Origin of the sequence: Streptomyces tremellae, from assembly GCF_039540215.1 — a bacterium.
Taxonomy (GTDB): Bacteria; Actinomycetota; Actinomycetes; order Streptomycetales; family Streptomycetaceae; genus Streptomyces; species Streptomyces tremellae.
The window spans coordinates 12,439-32,508 of the sequence record NZ_BAABEP010000039.1 but is presented as its reverse complement, the minus strand read 5'-3'; the positions used below and the strand labels follow the sequence as shown (position 1 = coordinate 32,508).

Annotated in this window: 15 protein-coding genes; 6 read left to right on the top strand and 9 right to left on the bottom strand. The window is 72.8% G+C overall.

From position 1 onward, the window contains the following. Positions 1-238 precede the first annotated feature (238 nt). Positions 239-1,213, top strand: a complete 975-nt coding sequence (locus ABEA77_RS23375) for a LacI family DNA-binding transcriptional regulator (protein WP_345650968.1) — start codon at positions 239-241, stop codon at positions 1,211-1,213. 86 nt (positions 1,214-1,299) lie between these two features. Next, the gene (locus ABEA77_RS23370; protein ID WP_345650965.1) at positions 1,300-2,640 is read left to right on the top strand and encodes a hypothetical protein; all 1,341 of its coding nucleotides are present in this window, start codon (positions 1,300-1,302) and stop codon (positions 2,638-2,640) included. Positions 2,641-2,715: 75 nt separating this feature from the next. Here ABEA77_RS23370 and ABEA77_RS23365 read toward each other — a convergent pair whose 3' ends face one another. Further along, positions 2,716-3,339: a YceI family protein gene (locus tag ABEA77_RS23365; protein ID WP_345650962.1), complete on the bottom strand. Its 624-nt coding sequence runs from the start codon at positions 3,337-3,339 to the stop codon at positions 2,716-2,718. 278 nt (positions 3,340-3,617) lie between these two features. Between ABEA77_RS23365 and ABEA77_RS23360 the strand changes: the two genes are divergently transcribed. After that, the gene (locus tag ABEA77_RS23360) at positions 3,618-5,201 is read left to right on the top strand and encodes an acyl-CoA carboxylase subunit beta (protein WP_345650959.1); all 1,584 of its coding nucleotides are present in this window, start codon (positions 3,618-3,620) and stop codon (positions 5,199-5,201) included. A gap of 32 nt (positions 5,202-5,233) precedes the next feature. Further along, positions 5,234-5,458: an acyl-CoA carboxylase subunit epsilon gene (locus ABEA77_RS23355; RefSeq protein WP_345650956.1), complete on the top strand. Its 225-nt coding sequence runs from the start codon at positions 5,234-5,236 to the stop codon at positions 5,456-5,458. A 111-nt stretch (positions 5,459-5,569) separates the two neighbouring features. Here ABEA77_RS23355 and ABEA77_RS23350 read toward each other — a convergent pair whose 3' ends face one another. From ABEA77_RS23350 to ABEA77_RS23315, 8 genes are all read right to left on the bottom strand, one after another. After that, positions 5,570-6,154, bottom strand: coding sequence for a GTP-binding protein (locus ABEA77_RS23350; RefSeq protein ID WP_225012907.1), 585 nt, complete (start codon positions 6,152-6,154; stop codon positions 5,570-5,572). After that, positions 6,135-6,908 (bottom strand): DUF742 domain-containing protein, encoded by a 774-nt coding sequence (locus ABEA77_RS23345; protein ID WP_345650948.1) that lies wholly within the window; start codon positions 6,906-6,908, stop codon positions 6,135-6,137. Before ABEA77_RS23345 ends, ABEA77_RS23350 begins: the two co-directional genes overlap by 20 nt. A 95-nt stretch (positions 6,909-7,003) precedes the next feature. Continuing rightward, complete coding sequence (locus ABEA77_RS23340; RefSeq protein WP_026057603.1) at positions 7,004-7,417, bottom strand: roadblock/LC7 domain-containing protein; 414 nt, start codon at positions 7,415-7,417, stop codon at positions 7,004-7,006. Between the two features lie 10 nt (positions 7,418-7,427). Continuing rightward, positions 7,428-10,931: a sensor histidine kinase gene (locus ABEA77_RS23335; RefSeq protein ID WP_425588368.1), complete on the bottom strand. Its 3,504-nt coding sequence runs from the start codon at positions 10,929-10,931 to the stop codon at positions 7,428-7,430. A 347-nt stretch (positions 10,932-11,278) separates the two neighbouring features. Next, positions 11,279-11,866, bottom strand: a complete 588-nt coding sequence (locus ABEA77_RS23330) for a GTP-binding protein (RefSeq protein WP_345650943.1) — start codon at positions 11,864-11,866, stop codon at positions 11,279-11,281. After that, the gene (locus tag ABEA77_RS23325; protein ID WP_030910606.1) at positions 11,847-12,254 is read right to left on the bottom strand and encodes a DUF742 domain-containing protein; all 408 of its coding nucleotides are present in this window, start codon (positions 12,252-12,254) and stop codon (positions 11,847-11,849) included. The genes ABEA77_RS23330 and ABEA77_RS23325 overlap by 20 nt, the downstream gene beginning before the upstream one ends. 109 nt (positions 12,255-12,363) lie before the next feature. Then, positions 12,364-12,777 (bottom strand): roadblock/LC7 domain-containing protein, encoded by a 414-nt coding sequence (locus ABEA77_RS23320; RefSeq protein ID WP_030351794.1) that lies wholly within the window; start codon positions 12,775-12,777, stop codon positions 12,364-12,366. 5 nt (positions 12,778-12,782) lie between these two features. Next, complete coding sequence (locus tag ABEA77_RS23315; protein ID WP_345650903.1) at positions 12,783-16,970, bottom strand: sensor histidine kinase; 4,188 nt, start codon at positions 16,968-16,970, stop codon at positions 12,783-12,785. Positions 16,971-17,698: 728 nt separating this feature from the next. Between ABEA77_RS23315 and ABEA77_RS23310 the strand changes: the two genes are divergently transcribed. Further along, positions 17,699-18,484 (top strand): fumarylacetoacetate hydrolase family protein, encoded by a 786-nt coding sequence (locus tag ABEA77_RS23310; protein ID WP_345650901.1) that lies wholly within the window; start codon positions 17,699-17,701, stop codon positions 18,482-18,484. Continuing rightward, positions 18,477-19,952 (top strand): glutamate--tRNA ligase, encoded by a 1,476-nt coding sequence (gene gltX, locus ABEA77_RS23305; RefSeq protein ID WP_345650899.1) that lies wholly within the window; start codon positions 18,477-18,479, stop codon positions 19,950-19,952. Before ABEA77_RS23310 ends, gltX begins: the two co-directional genes overlap by 8 nt. The last annotated feature ends 118 nt before the right edge of the window (positions 19,953-20,070 follow it).

The following is a 20,070-nucleotide window of genomic DNA, read 5'->3' as shown; positions in this document are numbered from 1 at the left end:
GCGCCCCCGCACTCCCGTCAAGAGGTGCCGCGTTCAGCCCGTGAACGCCCGTGTGCCCGGCTGCCGTTCTGACCTGCGGCCGAGCTCCTGTGTAACAAAGGTGCGGACCAATCTCCGCGTGAAGTGTTGACGGCGCGCCCGGTCGGCGGTTGACTTCGACGCCAGCGCCGGTACCGGTTCCGGAACCGGTTGCGGTACCGGCCGCTCTCGTCTGCGGCGCGGGAAGCGGGAGGTCAGCGTGCGGGTGACGATGGCGGACGTCGCACGCGAGGCCGGCGTGAGCAAGACGACCGTTTCGCGCGTCATCAATACCAGAAGTGAAGTCGACAGGGCGACGGCCGCCCGCGTGCGCGCCATCATCGGCCGCCTCGGGTACGTGCCGAGCTCCGGCGCCGTCGGCCTCGCCAGGGGGACGAGCCGCACGCTCGGCATGCTGGTCCCCTCGCTCACCTGGTCCTGGATCGCCGAGGTCCTCCAGGGAGTGGTGGACACCGTCGAGGCGCGCGGATACGGGCTGCTCCTCTACACGTGCAACCGCGGCGCCGAGTCGGCCCGGCGGTTCACCGAGCAGGTGTCGGCCCGCGCCTTCGACGGGCTCCTCGTCGTCGAGCCGGAGAACACCCTCGACACCATCGGCGCCCTGCACCGCGAAGGGCTCCCCGTCGTCCTCATCGACGACCGGGGCCGCCACCCGGCCTTCCCCTCGGTGGTGACGACCAACCACGAGGGCGCCGCGTCCGCCGCGCGCCACCTGCGGGCGGCGGGCCGCACCCGGCCCCTCGTCATCACCGGTCCTGGCCACTTCCCCTGCGTACAGGACCGGTTGCGCGGCTTCACCGAGGTCCTGCCGGAACACCACGTCGCGCCGGGCGACTTCGGCGAGGAGTCCGGCAGCAGGGCGGTCCGGCGCGCCCTCGCCGCGGGCACCGTGTTCGACGCGGTCTTCGCCCACAACGACCTCACCGCCGCGGGTGCGCTGCGGGCCCTGCGCGCCGCGGGCCGCTCCGTGCCGGAGGACGTCGCCGTGATCGGCTTCGACGACCTGCCGATGGCCCGGCACACCGAGCCCCCGCTCACCACGGTCCGCCAGCCCGCGGGGCTGCTCGGGGAGACCGCGGCCCGGATGCTCCTCGACCACCTCGCGGGCGCCCCAGCGCCGGACGGGCCCGTCGTCCTGCCGACCGAGCTCGTGGTGCGCCGCTCCGCGCCCTGAACCGGCGGGGCGCGGCCGGGGCGCGGGGGCGCGGGGCCGTCGTCCGCTCACGCCATGTATTGGTACAAAAGGGGTAAAGTGGTGGTATGGGTCACAGGCGTACGACCACCATCGCCGGAGTGCTGCTCGCCGGATCGGCGGCCGCCTTCGTCGCCGCCCCCGCCGCGGAGGCCGCCACCGGGCCGGGGACCGTGGCCGCCGCTTTCAAGGGCGGCCCCGTCTACGTCGACCCGCGGGCCTCGGACCAGCTCTCCGGTGCGCAGGCCAACGCGCTCGCCGACAAGATCAAGAAGGCGGACAAGCCGCTGTTCGTCGCCGTACTGCCCAACTCCGCCGACTTCCCGCGGGACAGCGTCCTGCGGACCGTGCGCACCGACACCGGCATCGGCGGCCTGTACGCGATCCGCCTCGGCTCCGGCTTCAACGCGGGCGCCGACTCCTCCGTCCTGTCCCGTCAGGCGGTCTCCCACCTGACCTCGGCGGCCAAGGCGGGCGGCCCCGTCTCCGCCGCCACCCAGCTCGACACCTTCGTCGACCAGGCGCTCCCGCAGCTGCGCGGCAGCGCGCCCGCGTCCTGGCACGGCGACTCGGGCGGCGGCGGGCCAGGCTCCGCGACCGCGCTCGTGGTGCTCGGCGCCGTGGCCGTCGCGGGCGCGGCCGGCGTCTACACCGTCTCGCGCCGCACCCGCGCCCGGCGGATCTCCCAGGAGCGTGAGGCGCTCGAACGGCTGCGCGTCGTCGTGGACGAGGACATCACGGCGTTCGGCGAGGAGCTCGACCGGCTCGACTTCCGCCCCGGCGAGCCCGGCGCAGACGACGCCATGCGGGCGGACTACGCCCGCGGGCTCGACGCCTACGAGACCGCGAAGGCGGACATGGCGGCGGCGCGCCACCCCGACGACGTGCGGAAGGTGACCTCGGCGCTTGAGGACGGCAGGTTCGCGCTCGCGTCGCTCGCGGCCCGCCGAGGCGGCGAGCCGCTGCCCGAGCGGCGGCCGCCGTGCTTCTTCGACCCGCGCCACGGCCCGTCCGTACGGGACGAGGAGTGGACGCCGCCTGGCGGGGTGCCCCGCTCGGTGCCGGTCTGCGCGGCCGACGGGGCACGCCTCGACGACGGCGGGCAGCCCGCGGGACGCACCGTCGACACGGTCTACGGCAGGCGTCCCTACTGGGAGGCCGGGCCGGTCTACGGCCCCTGGGCGGGCGGCTACTTCGGTGGCGGCCTGCTGCCGGGGCTCCTCTTCGGCACCCTGCTCGGCTCCGCCCTGACCGGGCCCGCGTACGCGGCGGACGGCAGCTACGGCGGAGACGTCGGCGGCGACGTCACCGGCGCCGACTTCGACCCGGGCGACTTCGGGGGCGGCGGCTTCGGCGACGGCGGGGGATTCGGCGGCGGTGGGGACGGCGGGTTCGGCGGCGGCTTCTGAGGCGGCGCGGCCGGGCCTGCCGCCGTGTGCGCGCGGGGCCGCCGCGGCCCCGCGCGCCCCTCGGCCACCGCGGGCTCAGGCGGTCGGGGCCTGGCGGATGGCGGAGATGTCGAAGACGAGCTTGACCTTGTCGCCGACGAGCACGCCGCCGGTCTCCAGCGCGGCGTTGTAGGTCAGCCCCCAGTCGGAGCGCAGCAGTTCGGCGGTGCCCTCGAACCCGATGCGCTGGTTGCCGAACGGGTCGGTGGCGGAGCCGTTGAACTCCAGGTCGATGGTGAGCGGCCTGGTCACGCCCTTGATGGTGAGGTCGCCCACGACCCGGTACGCGTCGCCGCCGCGCTCCTCGGCGTGCGTCGAGCGGAACGTCATCGTGGGGAAGTTCTCCACGTCGAAGAAGTCGCCCGTGCGCAGGTGGCCGTCGCGGTCGGGGGCGCCGGTGTCCACGGACGCCATCGAGACCTCGATGAGGGCGGTGGAGTTCGCGGGATCGGCGCCGTCGATGACGAGGGTGCCCTCGTGCTCGCCGAAGTGGCCGCGCACGTTGGTGACCATGGCGTGCCGGACGCTGAAGCCGATCTCGGTGTGCGCGGGGTCCAGCACGTAGGTGCCGCTGAGCGCGGCGAGTTCCGGGTCGACCGTGGCGGTGGCCGGGGCCTGGGTGTCGGACGTGGGGGAGGACCTGCGGCCGAAGAGTGCCATGACTGTCTCCTTGAGTGGTGGGAACGGGCGATTCCTTTTAAGATTCAAGGAACTGCCGCACGGCCCACTGTAGGGCGATCTCGTTCAAACTTCAACCACATCGGTGAAGTGGGGTGCGACTCGGCCGCGACTATGGGAAACGCACAACCGGGGCGGGCGCGTCGCTGTCCGGTCGCCACGCGTCCGCCGCACTTCTGTCCGGCTCCACCAGGAAACAGCGGGCGAGACTGTGAGGAACCCACGGCGCGCTCGGGCGGCACCGTTCGTAGGGTTGGTACATGACCGTAGTGGAGGAGATCCCTGGCGAGCCCGCCGATGCCAGGGGGCGCGTCGCGGAACTGCGGGCGCTGCGCGAGCGCGCCCGGCGGGGGCCCAGCGACCGGGCCACCGAGGCACAGCACGCCAAGGGCAAGCTGACGGCGCACGAGCGCATCGCGCTGCTGCTCGACGAGGGGTCGTTCCGGGAGGTCGAGCAGCTGCGCAGGCACCGGGCCACCGGGTTCGGCCTGGAGGAGAAGAAGCCGTACACCGACGGCGTCGTCACCGGCTGGGGCACGGTCGAGGGCCGCACGGTCTTCGTCTACGCACACGACTTCCGCATCTTCGGCGGCGCGCTCGGCGAGGCCCACGCCGCCAAGATCCACAAGATCATGGACATGGCCATCACCGCGGGCGCGCCCCTGGTGTCCCTGAACGACGGCGCCGGCGCCCGCATCCAGGAGGGTGTCTCCGCCCTCGCCGGATACGGGGGCATCTTCCAGCGCAACACCCGCGCCTCCGGCGTCATCCCGCAGATCAGCGTGATGCTCGGCCCGTGCGCGGGCGGCGCCGCCTACAGCCCCGCGCTCACGGACTTCGTCTTCATGGTCCGCGACACCTCGCAGATGTTCATCACGGGCCCCGACGTGGTCAAGGCCGTCACCGGCGAGAACATCACCCAGAACGGCCTCGGCGGCGCCGACGTCCACGCGGAGACCTCCGGCGTCTGCCACTTCGCGTACGACGACGAGGAGACCTGCATCGCGGAGGTGCGCTACCTCCTGTCGCTGCTGCCGCAGAACAACCGCGAGAACCCCCCGGCCGCCGAGACCGGCGACCCGGCCGACCGCCGCGCCGAGTCGCTGCTCGACCTCGTGCCCGTCGACGGCAACCGCCCGTACGACATGCGCAAGGTCATCGAGGAACTCGTCGACGACGGCGACTTCCTCGAAGTCCACGAGCGCTGGGCCACCAACATCATCTGCGCGCTCACCCGGATGGACGGACAGGTCGTCGGCATCGTCGCCAACCAGCCGCAGTCCCTGGCCGGGGTGCTCGACATCGAGGCGTCCGAGAAGGCCGCACGCTTCGTCCAGATGTGCGACGCCTTCAACATCCCGATCATCACCCTGCTCGACGTCCCCGGCTTCCTGCCCGGCGTCGACCAGGAGCACGGCGGCATCATCCGGCACGGCGCCAAGCTGCTGTACGCCTACTGCAACGCCACCGTCCCGCGGATCTCCGTGATCCTGCGCAAGGCGTACGGCGGCGCGTACATCGTCATGGACTCCCAGTCCATCGGCGCCGACCTGACCTACGCCTGGCCCACCAACGAGATCGCCGTCATGGGCGCCGAGGGCGCGGCCAACGTCATCTTCCGCCGCCAGATCGCCGACGCCGAGGACCCCGAGGCCATGCGCTCCCGCATGGTCAAGGAGTACAAGGCCGAGCTGATGCACCCCTACTACGCGGCCGAGCGCGGCCTCGTGGACGACGTCATCGACCCCGCGGAGACCCGCGAGGTCCTGGTGAGCGCCCTCGCGATGCTGCGCGCCAAGCACGCGGACCTGCCGAGCCGCAAGCACGGCAACCCCCCGCAGTGACGCCGGCGACCGACCCACGGAGAGACCGACCCATGAGTGAAACCACCACAGCCCCCACCGTCTCGGCCGCCTCCCTGCTCCGCGTGGAGAAGGGCAGGGCCGACGCCGAGGAACTGGCCGCCATCACGGCCGTCCTGCTCGCCCGCGCCTCGGCGACCGGCGCGGCGGCCCCCGCCGCGCGCGGCCGCTCCGTCGCCGGCTGGCGCCGCCTTGAGCGCACGCCGGGCTTCCGCGCCCCGCACAGCTGGCAGGGCTGAGCACGGGACCGCGCGGCGACGCGCAGGCCCCGCCCGCGCGAAGGGCCCCGTACTCCTCGGAGTGCGGGGCCCTTTCGCGTCGCTCAGCTCACCTCGTCGAAGGCGCCGCCGTCAGCGCAGCCGTGCCATGAGGGCGTGTTCGACGAGGGTGATGAGTCCGCTTTTGGCGTCTGCGCGGTGGCGGGCGTCGGTGGTGATGATGGGGGTGTCGGGGCCGATCTGGAGTGCTTCGCGTACTTCTTCCGGTGTGTAGGGCTGGTGTCCGTCGAAGCCGTTGAGGGCGATGACGAAGGGGAGTCCTGAGTTTTCGAAGTAGTCGACTGCGGGGAAGCAGTCGGCGAGGCGGCGGGTGTCGACGAGGACGATGGCGCCGATGGCGCCGCGTACGAGGTCGTCCCACATGAACCAGAAGCGGTCCTGTCCTGGGGTGCCGAAGAGGTAGAGGATGAGGTCCTGGTCGAGGGTGATGCGTCCGAAGTCCATGGCCACGGTGGTGGTGGTCTTGTCTCCGGTGTGGGTGAGGTCGTCGATGCCTGCGGAGGCGCTGGTCATGACGGCTTCGGTACGCAGCGGGTTGATCTCCGAGACGGCGCCGACGAACGTGGTCTTGCCCACGCCGAATCCGCCCGCCACCACGATCTTCGCGCTGGTGGTTGAGCGGGCGGTCGCTGCGCCGCTAGAGCTTGCGAAGTCCACTGAGCACCCTTTCGAGCAGTGTCACATCTGGTTGGCCGCCGGCGGACTCGTCACCGCCGGGCTGATGGATGGCGACGAGTCCGGCCTCCGCCAGGTCGGCGACGAGGATCCGGGTGACGCCGAGGGGAATCGAGAGCAGCGCCGAGATCTCGGCGACCGACTTGACCTCGAAGCAGAGCCGGCAGATCCGCTGGTGCTCGGGCAACTGCCCGTGCAGCGACGACGGTTCTGCCGTAGTACTGACCAGTGCCTCCATGGCGAGCTGGTACCGGGGCCTGGTACGGCCGCCGGTCATCGCGTACGGACGCACCAGCGGGTTGTGCGGGCCCGTGGGCTCCCTGGTGGGCTCGGGCGCGCGCCGGGGGGCGACCGGCTGGATGCGCGGGGGCCCGTACGGGCCCTGCTCGGCGGGGCCGCCCTGGAAGGGGCCGCCGGAGGTGTCACCCGAATGGCCCAGCTGGCCGCCCCGGCGCGCCGGGCCCGGGTAGGAGGGGCCCTGCGGGTAGGGGCCGCCGGGGTATCCACCGCCCTGGTACGTGCCGCCGGGCTGCGCGCCGCTCGGGTGCACCCCCGGGTACGTGCCGCCGGGCTGCGCGCCGCCGGGCTGCGCGCCGCTCCGGTGCACCCCCCGGTACGGCATGCCGTCGGGGGAGCCACCCGCCGCCGCGGCGCCAGGTCCCGAGTGCCGCGGACCTGGGTCACCGGGGTACCGCCGGGACCCGTCATAGGGGTACCCGTCTGGGGGTGTCGCCACTTTTCCTCCTCCGACTGCCGGCTGCCGGCCCCCGCATCGCTGCGGAGCCGCGCCACCGCACCCTAATGGTGCGGTGGCGTCAAGCGCACTGTCTGTCAGTTGAGAAGACTTCCTTGGAGTTCGGCGCGAAGGTCCGGTGTGAGTACTGTGCCTGCGCGGTCGACGAGGAGCGCCATCTCGTACCCGACCAGGCCGATGTCGGCCTCGGGGTGCGCGAGCACGGCGAGCGAGGAGCCGTCGGAGATGGACATGATGAAGAGGAAGCCGCGCTCCATCTCCACGACGGTCTGGTTGACGGCACCCCCCTCGAAGATCCGGGACGCCCCCGCGGTGAGCGAGGTCAGTCCGGACGCCACGGCGGCGAGCTGGTCCGCGCGGTCCCGCGGGAAGCCCTCGGACATGGCCAGCAGGAGTCCGTCGGCGGAGACCACCACGGTGTGGGACACCCCGGGGGTGTTGTCCACGAAATTGGTGATCAACCAGTTGAGATTCTGCGCCGCCTGGCTCATCGGGCTCACACTAACGCTCCTGGTTGTAGGTACTGCCCGGACCGTGGCCCGGTCTGTTCGTGTCCGCTCCCGCGCTGCGGCCCCGCTGGACGCCGCTGCGCAGGTTGCTCAGCCTGCCGCGCACGTCCTCGGGAGCCCGGGAGACCTGCGGGCCCTCCTGCGGGGTCTGCTCCGCGGAGCCCTCGACCAGATTGGCCTTCGGCACCCGCCTCGGCAGCCCCGACGCGGTGACCCCGCCGGCCTTCGGCTCGCGCAGTTTGCCCGCCCTGCGGAAGCGCTCGTCGTTGGCCGAGGGCGGTTCCTCCCGGCCGTCAACCCCGCCGCTTCCATTGTGCCCATCGGAGGCCGTCCGCGGGACCTGTCCCGCACTGCCCGTCTCCTGGCCCCCGGCGGGGATCGCCCGGTTGTGCCGGGCCTTGGCGGTGCCGCGGCGCGGCAGGCCCGCCTCGGTCAGCGTGTGGCTGGTGCTCGGCGAGGGCCCGGGGCCCGACCGCTCGAAGCCTATCGGCTGCGACCCGCTCCCGTCAGCGTCGTCCCGGGATTCCGATTCTGCTTCCGGCCGGTCCCGGGACGGATCCTGGTAGCCGTTGACGTCCGTCCACACGCCCTGCTGGGGCGGGGTGCCGAAGCCGCCGTCAAGACCGGGACCGGCGTCGTCCCGCCCCCCGTAGCCAGCTTCCGGATCAGCGCCCGATCGGGGGCCGTCCCAGGCGGTCGCGGCCGGGTACGGCAGGCTCTGTCCGGTCGGTTCGAAGACCGCGGGCGCCTCCGCCGGGGGATGGGGCGCGGGTGCTCCGGCCGCCGGATACGCCGCGGGTGCTCCGGCCGGATAAGCACGGGCCGCGGGACCCGCCGCCTCCTGCGGGTAGCCCCCCTGCGCGTAGTCGCCGTACGCGGCGCCCTGCTGGGGTCCGGCATAGCCCTGGCCGTCCGCCGCGGCCGGGTAGGGCCGCCCGTCGCCGTACGGGTCCTGTGCCTGCTGTGGCCCGTAGCTCTGCTGCTGGTAGAGGTCCTGCGGCTGGTAGGGGCCCTGGTAGCCCTGCTGCCCGTACGCCCCGGACTGCTGGTCCTGGAAGGCGTCCGCGTCCCCCTGGAACGGGACGCCGGGGGTCCGGAGGCCGCCGTCGCCGTCCCGGGCGCCCGGCGCGAGCGCCCCGGCGCTCTCCTGCCTGGGTTCGAGGGCGGCGCGCCGCTGGTCGCGCAGGAGTGTGCGGTTGACCGGGTCGAGGGTGCGGGCCTCCGTGGCGGCGCCCCTCTCGTAGCGCGAGTCGTCGAAGCCGAGGTCGGCGGCGGTGAGCATCGGGCCGCCGTCGGAGGCCGGGCCCTGGGTGAGCGCGGCGGGCTGCTCGGGGATGATCCCCGAGACGGTGAAGCCCTCGTCGGCGGCGGGGGCCTCGCCCCCGCCGCCGTGGGTGATGGCGTCGGGCAGCATCACCAGCGAGGTGGTGCCCGCCTGCTCGCCCGAGGGCCTGAGCTGGACCCGTATGCCGTGCCGTGCGGCCAGGCGGCCGACCACGAACAGGCCCATGCGCTGGGAGACGGCGACGTCCACGGTCGGCGGGTTGGCGAGCTTGTGGTTGATGTCCGCGAAGTCCTCGGCGGTCAGGCCGATGCCCCTGTCGTGGATCTCGATCATCAGCCGGGTGTCCGGCAGCCGCGTCGCGGTGACCCGCACCCTGGTCTGCGGGGAGGAGAACGTCGTCGCGTTCTCCAGCAGCTCCGCCAGCAGGTGCACCAGGTCGGTGACGGCCTGGCCGTGGATCTCCGTCTCGGGCACGCCCGCGAGCTCGATCCGCTCGTACGACTCGACCTCGGAGGCCGCCGCGCGCAGCACGTCCACGAGCGGCACCGGCTGGTTCCACCGGTGGCCGGGCTCCTCGCCCGCGAGCACCAGCAGGTTCTCGCCGTTGCGGCGCATCCGGGTCGCGAGGTGGTCCAGCTTGAAGAGGTTCTCCAGCTGTTCCGGCTCGCTCTCGTGGTTCTCCAGCTCCGTGATGAGGGTGAGCTGGCCCTCGATCAGCGACTGGTTGCGCCGCGAGAGGTTGGTGAAGATGGCGTTGACGTTCCCCCGCAGCATGGCCTGCTCGGCCGCGAGCCGCACGGCCTCCCTGTGCACCTGGTCGAAGGCGCGGGCGACCTCGCCTATCTCGTCGCGCGAGTCGATCGGTATCGGCGGGACCCGGGTGGCGAGCAGGTCCGGGTGCGCGGTCGGCTCGGTGCGCGAGAGCTGGTCGACCATCATCGGCAGCCGCTGCTCGGCCACCCCGAACGCGGCGGTGCGCAGGGTGCGCATGGCGCGGCTCATCTGCCGCGCCATCAGGCCGGCCAGGAGGAAGGCGAGCAGCAGGGCGAGCAGGACGCCCGCGCCGTTGACGATCGCGGTCCTGCGGGCGTGTGAGGCGACGTTCCCCGCGTCGGTCACGGCCTTGTCGACGAGGCCGCGCTCGATGGTGGTGTAGCCGTCGAACGTGGCGGTGGCCGCCGCCGACCAGGTCTCGGGTGTGATGCCCTCGGACTTGAGCTTCTCGGGGCTCTGCCCCGAGCCGATCGCCGCGACCATGCCGCCGAGCGCCGAACTGCCCGCGCCGGCCGGGGGAGTCACGTCGGCGGGCGCCGAACCCTTCGGCGGGGCCTTCGCCGCGGCCTTCTTCATCACGTCGGTGAGGCGGGCCGTGTCGGCCGCCGTGCCGCCCGACTCGTACTCCTCGATGGAAATGCCTTCGAGGTAGGCGTACGAGTTGAGCGCCACCAGCTGCCCCGCGTGGATGTCCGGCTTCGGGTTGGGCCGCACCAGCAGTTCCGTGCCGATGGAACGCTGGAGCGACTCGGCGGCCTTGGCCAGCTGGATCGCGTACAGGGTGCGGCCGTAGCTGGTGACGTTGCCGGTGCCGAGGCCCAGTTCGTTGGAGAACTCCATCAGGGCGTGCTGGACCTGGACGTACCCCTCCTGCGTGGCCACGGGGCCGCCGTGGCCGGCCGCCTTGTCGGGTGTCTCGATCGCGCTGGTGTAGGCCGCCTTGCGCAGCGGGCCGAGCTTGGGCTCCACGGCCCGGAAGAGGCTCAGGCGCCGCTGGAGGCGCGGGTCGTGCGGCATCTGCCGCACGGCGGCGTCGAACTTCTTCCGCGCCTGGTCGGTGGCGTTCCTGGTGCGTGCGACCACCGGGTCGTCGCGGTCGCCGGCGAGCAGCGGCTGCGCGGTCAGGTCGCGCTCGTTCAGCAGGGCCTGGCCGTAGTCGGACGCGGCCCGTACGACCTTCGCGGTGCGCTCGGCGTCCTGCGCCTCGTGCCAGGTGTCCACGGACCCTTTGACCTGGAAGCCGCCCATCACGAGGCCGACGAGCACGGGCAGCAGGAGGATGGCGTTGAGGCGGGTGGGCACCCGCCAGTTGCGCGGGGCGAGGCGGCTTCGGCTGCCGCGCGCGGCCACGGGGGCGGAGCTTTCCGGCACCGCCGCGCGCGGCGACGGGGCGGCGTCCCGTGCCTCCTTAGCGGAGCTCGTCCTGCTTCGCCTCACTGGACCAACAACCTCTCGGCGGCGGCACCTGCGCTGTGCCGTGTCTCGTTTCGGGGCCGTAACGCAACCACTCGGGAGCCGTCGAATTCCAGCATGTGCCACGGCTGTGTTCCAAACAGCGGGAATCAGCCATTCCGAGTGATCCAAGCCTGAGATAAAGCGGGCGTAAGGGGCGAGTTCCGCCAAAAAGCGGGAAGGTGGTGAGCGCAGGGAGACCGGTTGACCGCAACGCGTGTCCGACCAGGGCGAATTCTCTGTCGAAACGTTATGAACGTCGTCGGTGGGCCGTGTCCGAAGACACAGCCCACCGCCCTGCTCCGCCTCCCGCGAATGCCGTGGGAGAAGCGCTATTTGAGCCGTGCCATGAGGGCGTGTTCGACGAGGGTGATGAGTCCGCTTTTGGCGTCTGCGCGGTGGCGGGCGTCGGTGGTGATGATGGGGGTGTCGGGGCCGATCTGGAGTGCTTCGCGTACTTCTTCCGGTGTGTAGGGCTGGTGTCCGTCGAAGCCGTTGAGGGCGATGACGAAGGGGAGTCCTGAGTTTTCGAAGTAGTCGACTGCGGGGAAGCAGTCGGCGAGGCGGCGGGTGTCGACGAGGACGATGGCGCCGATGGCGCCGCGTACGAGGTCGTCCCACATGAACCAGAAGCGGTCCTGTCCTGGGGTGCCGAAGAGGTAGAGGATGAGGTCCTGGTCGAGGGTGATGCGTCCGAAGTCCATGGCCACGGTGGTGGTGGTCTTGTCTCCGGTGTGGGTGAGGTCGTCGATGCCTGCGGAGGCGCTGGTCATGACGGCTTCGGTACGCAGCGGGTTGATCTCCGAGACGGCGCCGACGAACGTGGTCTTGCCCACGCCGAATCCGCCCGCCACCACGATCTTCGCGCTGGTGGTCGATCTCGCGGAGCCGGGGCCGCCGCTAGAGCTTGCGAAGTCCACTGAGCACCCTTTCGAGCAGTGTCACGTCGGGGGCGCCGCCCGCTTCGCCGTTGCCCGGCTGGTGGATGGCGACCATGCCCGCCTCCGCCAGGTCGGCGACGAGGATGCGCGCCACGCCGAGCGGCATGGTCAGCAGCGCCGACACCTCGGCCACGGACTTGACCTCGCGGCACAGGTGGCAGATCCGCTGGTGCTCGGGGAGCAGCGTCGCCAGGTGGGCGGGGTCCGCCGTCGTGCTGACCAGCGCCTCGATGGCGAGTTGGTACCGGGGCCTGGTGCGGCCGCCGGTCATCGCGTACGGACGTACCAGCGGCTGGTCACCCTCAGGTCCGTAACTGGCGTCCACCGAGGCGCCGTACGGATCGTGAGAGGCGGTGGGCGGGGTCATGAATCCTCCGGGCGTGACAGCAAGATGTCTGCGTGCCGTCTGTATGGCCGGTGGGGGGCGGGCTCGGCGGCCTGACGGTTGGTGAGCTGGGGCGGTTCCGGGGCGGGACTCAGTGCAGCAGGCTCCCCTGCAGCTCGGCCCGCAGGTCCGGGGTGAGGACCGTGCCGGCGCGGTCGACGAGGAGCGCCATCTCGTACCCCACGAGGCCGATGTCGCACTCGGGGTGCGCGAGCACGGCGAGCGACGAGCCGTCGGAGACGGACATCAGGAAGAGGAAGCCGCGTTCCATCTCGACCACGGTCTGGTTGACCGGGCCCCCCTCGAAGATCCGGGACGCCCCCGCGGTGAGCGAGGTGAGCCCTGACGCGACGGCGGCGAGCTGGTCGGCCCGGTCCCGTGGGAACCCTTCCGACATGGCGAGCAGCAACCCGTCGGCGGAGACCACGACCGTGTGGGACACCCCGGGGGTGTTGTCCACGAAGTTCGTGATCAACCAGTTCAGGTTCTGCGCAGCCTGACTCATCGGACTCACGGACGCTCCTGCTGGTGAGAGGGGCCGAAGTTGAACCCGCCGCCGTTGGTGCCGCCGGCGCCGGCGCTGCGGCCCTGCTGGATTCCCCGGCGGAGGTTGGTCAGCCGGCCCCGGACGTCCGCCGGTGCGCGGGACACCTGCGGGCCGGTCTGTGTGCCCTGCTCCTGCGCGGTCCCCGGCACCAGATTGGCGCGCGGGACCCGGCGGGGCAGACCGGACGTGGTGATGCCGCCGGCGGCGGGCTTGCGCACCCGCTCGGCCTGCCGCACCAGTTCGTCGTTGGGCGAGGCGCGCCACGCCGAGTTCGGCGCGGGCCCGGTGGGCGAGGGCGCGGGACCGCCCTGGCCGCCCGACGTCGGGATCGGGCCGAACAGCGGGTCGTCGGCGGGTACCGGGCCGCCGCCCAGGCCCGAGCCCGGCTCACGGCGCGGCATCGCGGGACGCCCCGCGTCCGGCTGCTGCTGCGGGTAGTCCTGGCCGCCCGCCGCGTCCTGCCCGGCGCTGCCGCGCGCGCCGCCCTGGCCGCCGCTGAACCAGTTCGTCTCCAGCGTGTCGTACAGCGGGGTCCTGCCGTCGCCCGGGCCGGTGGCCGGGGGCAGCGCCTCCTGCTGCGGGCGCCGGTCCTGCGGCGGGACACCGCCCTGGCGGTTCTGCTGCTGCGGGTAGCCCTGCTGCGGGGCGTACTGCCGGCCCTGGCCCTGGCCCTGGCCGCCGCCGTACGCGGGCAGCTGCCCGGTCGCGTCGTAGCCGGACTGCGTGGAGGGGTCGTACACCGGGTGCTGCCCGGTGTCCTGGACCTGGCCGCGGCCCGTGTCGTACGGGGCGTTGCCGCCCCGGCCCTGCACGGGGTGGCCGCCGGTGTCGTACGGCGAGTTGTTCTGCGCCGGCTGCCGGCCCGTGTCGTACCCGGGGCCCTGCGCGGGACCCCGGTCCGTGCCGTACCCGCCGGCGCCCTGGCCCTGCACCGGGTGCTGCCCGGTGTCGTACGAGGAGTACCCGGCGCCCTGGTAGCCGCCGGCCGCCGGGGCACGGTCCTCCGGGCCCCGCTGCGCGGCGTACCCGCCGCTGGTGTCGTACTCGGGGCGCGGGCCGTTCAGCTCGGGCCTGGCGAACTGGCCGGTGGCCGCCGGGTCCTGCGGTCCCTGCCGCGGCACCTCGGCGCCCGGCCGCCGCACGTCGAGGCCTGGCCTGGCGAACTCGGCCGTGGCGGCGGGGTCCTGCCGGTCGTCACGGCGCGGTGCCTGCCCGGCACGCGGCCCGGCGAACCGGTCGGCCTCCGGCTCCTCGTGGCCGCGCGGCGCGTCGAGGGAGGGGCTGAGCGGCAGCCGCTCCGGCTGGCGGCTGCCGTCGCGCGAGCCGCCGGGCAGTTCGGCGCGCGGGGCGCCGGGCGGCGGCAGCCTGCGGTCGTCGCCGGGCCCCTGCCGGTCGCCCTGCGGGGCGAAGGCGTTCTGGGCCTGGCCGCTGAAGCCGCCGCGTGCGGGCGCCCGATCGTCGGAACCCGGCTGCGGGGCCCTGGGCGACCCGCCGAACACGTCGTCGCGCACGGGCAGTCCGCGGCTCTGGTCGCCGGCGCCCCGGCGCTGTCCGCCGCTGCCGAATCCGGCGGCCTCGGGGCGGGGCCCGCTGCCGATGGCGGGCATCTGCGCGGTGGCGGGGCCCTGGTCGCCGCCCCGGCCCGGCCGCTCCTGGCCGGCCGCGGCGTCGGGCCCTGGGCCCGCGCCGAACGCGTTCTGGGCGAAGAGGCTGGCGGACTCCGCGCCGCGGCCCTGGCCGCCGCCCTGCGGGGTGCCTTCGGGCCTGGCCTGCCGGTTCGTGTCCCGCTCGGGCAGCGCCGCGCGCGGCGGTGCGCCGCCGGCGCCCGCCCCTGCGGCGAGCCGGTTGCCGCCGGTGTTGAGGCCCGCAAGGCCGCCGCCAGGGCCCGCACCGAGGCCGGGCTTGCCGCCGCCCGCGGACGCGGCGCCGGGGCCGCTGGTCAGGCGGGCGGCCGGGGCGGCGGGTGCCTGGCCGCCCGCGCCGCCGAGCTTGCCGGGCGCCTTCTTGCCGCCGTGGGCGACGTCGACGGGCAGCATGACGAGGGCCGTCGTGCCGCCGGAGTCCGAGGGCCGCAGCTGGATGCGGATGCCGTGGCGCAGCGAGAGGCGGCCGACCACGAACAGGCCCATGCGGCGGGAGACGGAGACGTCCACGGTCGGCGGCGCGGCGAGCCGCTCGTTGATCGCCGCCAGGTCCTCGGGGGACAGGCCGATGCCGGTGTCGTGGATCTCCACCAGCACGCGCCCGTCCGGCAGCGCGTGACCGGTGACGCGGACCTTGGTCTGCGGGGAGGAGAACGAGGTGGCGTTCTCCAGCAGCTCGGCGAGCAGGTGGACGAGGTCGTTGACGACGCGCCCCGCGACCTCGGTCGCGGGCACGGCGGCCAGTTCGATGCGCTCGTACTGCTCCACCTCGGACGCGGCGGCGCGCAGCACGTCGACGAGCGGCACCGGGCGGGTCCACCGGCGGCCCGGCTCCTCGCCCGCGAGGACCAGCAGGTTCTCGCCGTTGCGGCGCATACGGGTCGCGAGGTGGTCGAGCTTGAACAGCGAGGAGAGCTGGTCGGGGTCGGCCTCGCGGGACTCCAGCTCGGAGATGAGCGAGAGCTGCCGCTGGATGAGGCCCTGGCTGCGGCGCGAGAGGTTGGTGAACATCGCGTTGACGTTGCCCCGCAGGAGGGCCTGCTCCGCGGCGAGCCGCACCGCCTCGCGGTGCACGTGGTCGAAGGCCGCGGCCACCTGGCCGATCTCGTCGCGCGAGTGGACGCCGACGGACTCGACGGAGGTGTCGACGTCCTGCGGGTCGGACTCGGAGAGCTCCTTGACCAGCTCGGGCAGCCGGTCCTTGGCGACCTTGGTGGCGGTGTCCTGGAGCCGCCGCAGCGAGCGGATCATGGACCGCGCCACGATGAAGGCGCCGATCAGCGAGACGCCGAGGACCAGCAGGATCAGCGCGCCGTTGATGATGGCGTCGCGCTGGGACTGCTCGCGCAGCTGGGTCGCCTTGGTCTCCATCTGGCCGAGCAGCGTGGACTCGATGGTCTTCATCGTGTTGATGCGGACCGAAGCCTGGTCGATCCAGTCCTCGTAGCTGCGGTTGGGCTGGTTCGCCAGGCCGTCGGGACCGCCGAGCACCCGGTTCTCGTAGTCCTGCGCCGCCTGGATCTCGGGGCTGCCCTCGCCCTCCAGGGGCGCCATCAGCTCCTCGGCGTTGCCGCCCATCGACTCGTAGAGGGAGCGGAACGTGGTGAGCTCGTTCTGCTCCTTCTTCGCGGCCGCGTTGCCGTAGAGGCGGTCGGAGTTGTTCAGGTGGCCGACGTGCTTGTTGGGGTCGGCGGGCAGCGCGGCGGCGATGATCGCGCGCTGGATGGAGGCGTACTCCTTGGCGGACGAGAACGCGGCGAGCGCGCGGGTCCGCTTGATCATGTCCGGGTTGTTGGTCGCCTGCGCCATGTCCTGCGACAGGCTCAGCAGCGAGGTGACCAGCTGGTCGTACGAGTCGACCGTCAGCGAGGACGAGCCCGTCGCGTAGGCGTTGCTGCGCAGGTCGCTGATCTGCTGGACCTGGGTGGCGATCTGGTTGACGTTGGCGCGGATGCTGTTGAGCGTGTCGTCGCCGCTGTCGGTGTTGCCGATCTGGTTGGTCGCGTCGAGGAACGACTTGCTCGCCCGGTCGGTCTGGGTGCGCAGCTGCTTGATGCTGAGGTCGTTGGGGGAGACGCCGTGGCTGAGCGGGCCCGCCTCCTGGTCGCGCTCCGCCTGGAGCTGGGCGGCGAGGTTGGTCGCCTCCTTGGTCATCTCCGTCAGCAGCTGCATGTGGTCGAGCTGGCGGATGTCGTTGACCGAGTCGTCGATCCGCAGGGCGCCCAGCGTGGTGGCGGCGACCACGGGCAGCGCGAGCAGGGAGACCAGGCGTGTGCTGATGCGCCAGTTGCGCAGGGCTATTCGGGAGCCGGCGTCCGGGGTGGGAGCGGGCGGCCGCTGCGGCCCGGCGTCGGCCGCGGCGCCAGGGCGCGCCACGCGCTCGTTCTCCCCCGCGGGGCCGGCCGTGTTCCTGCTCTGGGTGTGCTGGGCCGAGGAGCCGCGTTCGGTCGCGCCGCGGGGCTCCTGCTCCGCCGCGGCACTGCTATCCCTCTGAGAACGTCCCTGCACTAGCGTCGCAACCTCTGGACCAGGCGTCCCGCCGGGTGCGGCAGGACGGTGTCGGCGTCGTGGGGGTGCGAGACGCCCCCCAGTGGTGGTCGTGAGTCACCGGCGCCGTTCCCCTCTCCTCGCCCACGTGACGTCCGTCGCGCCCGTGTGCGCCGGGTGGGAACTCGCGGCGGTGGCAGTGATTCCAGCACAGTGCCGGATCTGCAACAAGGTCTGACGGCGGCGCCGTGACCTGTATGACACCCGGTGACGAACGGATCACGAATCGTGGAAGGGGATCAGGGAGGAAACGGGCGATTGCGGATCACCCATGGAGGCCCGGCCGGTGTCCCAGTGTTCATGATCGGCAGCGGAATGCTGATGTCTGATGCGAGATGACCGTTTTCATGACGGCCTGGGGACTGGATTTTTGCGCGGAATGTCCGTTGTCTCGTGAGCAAAATCACAGCAACAAAGGTCGGGAGACGTTCGTTTGGCGAAAATCGCATGTTTAGCCCGCGGCCTTTGCCGGGGTCTCCTGCCCGGATCTCCGGCCCCGGGTGCGGGGGCCGCCGGACGGCCCCGCGCCGCGGCGTCCGGCCCCCGCCGCGCGGGACCGGTGCCTCCCCGCCCCTGCCCCGGACCCCGGGCGGTACGCGTCCGGCCTCCCGCGCCGCGCTAGCCTGATGCTCCAGTTCTCTGGACATTCCGACCAGGACCGCGAGTGAAGTGAGGGGCGACAGCAAACCGTGCGCATCGCCAGGTTCTCCATCGACGGCAATGTCGCCTTCGGCGCGGTCGAGGACGCGGGAGGCGGCGACCCGGCCGGCCTGCTCCTCGACATCATCAAGGGCGTCCCCTACGGCGGCGCCGAGCTCACGGGCACCAAGGTGCGCCTGAGCGAGGTACGGCTCCTGCCGCCGGTGCTCCCCAGCAAGGTCGTGGCCGTCGGCCGCAACTACGCGGAGCACGCGGCCGAGCTGGGCAACGAGGTCCCCGAGGCGGCGCTGACCTTCTTCAAGCCCAGCACCTCGGTCGTCGGGTCCGGCGACCCCATCGTGTACCCGCACTTCTCCAGCGACGTCCACTACGAGGCCGAGCTCGCCGTCGTCATCGGCACGCTCTGCCGCGAGGTGCCGCGCGAGCGCGTCAAGGACGTCGTCTACGGCTACACCTGCGCCAACGACGTCACCGCCCGCGACCTCCAGAAGTCCGAGAAGCAGTGGGCCAGGGCCAAGGGCTTCGACACCTCCTGCCCGCTCGGGCCCTGGGTGGAGACCGAGCTCGACCCGTCCGACCTGACCGTGCAGTGCACGGTCAACGGCGAGCAGCGCCAGCTGGGCCGCACCAGCGACATGATCCGCACCGTGGAGGACCTGGTCGTCCACGTCAGCGAGGCCATGACCCTGGTCCCGGGCGACGTGATCCTCACCGGCACCCCCGCGGGCGTCGGCCCGCTCTCCGTCGGCGACGAGGTCGCCGTCACCATCGAAGGCATCGGCACTCTCACCAACAAGGTGATCAAGCGTGGCTAACGGCTCCGTCCGCGTACGTTTCTGTCCCTCGCCGACCGGCAACCCCCACGTGGGCCTGGTCCGCACCGCCCTGTTCAACTGGGCGTTCGCGCGGCACAACGGCGGCACCATGGTCTTCCGCATCGAGGACACGGACGCCGCCCGCGACTCCGAGGAGTCCTACGGGCAGCTGCTCGACGCCATGCGCTGGCTCGGTCTCGACTGGGACGAGGGCCCGGAGATCGGCGGCCCGCACGCCCCCTACCGCCAGTCGCAGCGCATGGACGTCTACCGCGACGTCGCCGAGCGCCTCCTCTCGGGCGGCTACGCGTACCGCTGCTACTGCACCACCGAGGAACTCGACCGGCGCCGCGAGGCCGCGCGCGCGGCCGGCCGCCCCTCCGGCTACGACGGCCACTGCCGCGACCTGAGCGCCGAGCAGGTCGCCGCGTACGAGGCCGAGGGCCGGGCGCCCATCGTCCGCTTCCGGATGCCCGACGAGCCGGTCACCTTCACCGACCTGGTGCGCGGCGAACTGACCTTCTCCCCGGAGAACGTCCCTGACTACGGCATCGTGCGCGCCAACGGCGCCCCGCTGTACACGCTGGTCAACCCGGTGGACGACGCGCTGATGGAGATCACGCACGTGCTGCGCGGCGAGGACCTGCTCTCCTCCACCCCGCGCCAGATCGCGCTCTACCGGGCCCTGATGGAGCTCGGCGTCGCCAAGGGCGTCCCGGCCTTCGGCCACCTGCCGTACGTGATGGGCGAGGGCAACAAGAAGCTCTCCAAGCGCGACCCGCAGGCGTCCCTCAACCTCTACCGCGAGCGCGGCTTCCTGCCCGAGGGGCTGCTCAACTACCTGTCCCTGCTGGGCTGGTCGTTCTCCGCGGACCAGGACATCTTCTCGCTCGACGAGATGGTCGCGGCGTTCGAGATCAGCGCGGTCAACGCCAACCCGGCCCGCTTCGACCTGAAGAAGGCCGAGGCGATCAACGCCGACCACATCAGGCAGCTCGACGTGAAGGCGTTCACCGAGGCGTGCGGGCCCTGGCTCACCGCCCCGCACGCGCCCTGGGCGCCCGAGCGGTTCGACCGGGCCGCGTTCGAGGCGCTCGCGCCGCTCGCCCAGACCCGGGTCACGGTTCTCTCCGACATCACCGCCAACGTCGACTTCCTCTTCCTCGACGAGCCGGTGTGGGACGAGGCGTCCTGGAACAAGGCGATGAAGGGCGACCCCGCGGCGCTGCTGACCACGGTCCGCGGCCGGCTCGCGGACGCCGAGTGGCGTGCGGAGCCCCTCAAGGACGCGGTCCTCGCGGCGGGCGAGGAGCACGGCCTCAAGCTCGGCAAGGCGCAGGCCCCGCTGCGGGTGGCGGTCACCGGCCGCACGGTGGGCCTGCCGCTGTTCGAGTCGCTTGAGGTGCTCGGCCGGGAGCGGACCCTGGCCCGCGTCGACGCGGCCCTCGCGAAGCTCGCGGGCGCGTAGCGCGCGGACGGCGGGCGGGGCGGGAGCCCGCTCCACCGGCCCCCGCCCCGCCCGCCGTCCGGCCTGCTCCGGGCGGCCGGCGCCCGCCCGGTACGGGCCCCGCAGCGCGGGGGATCTC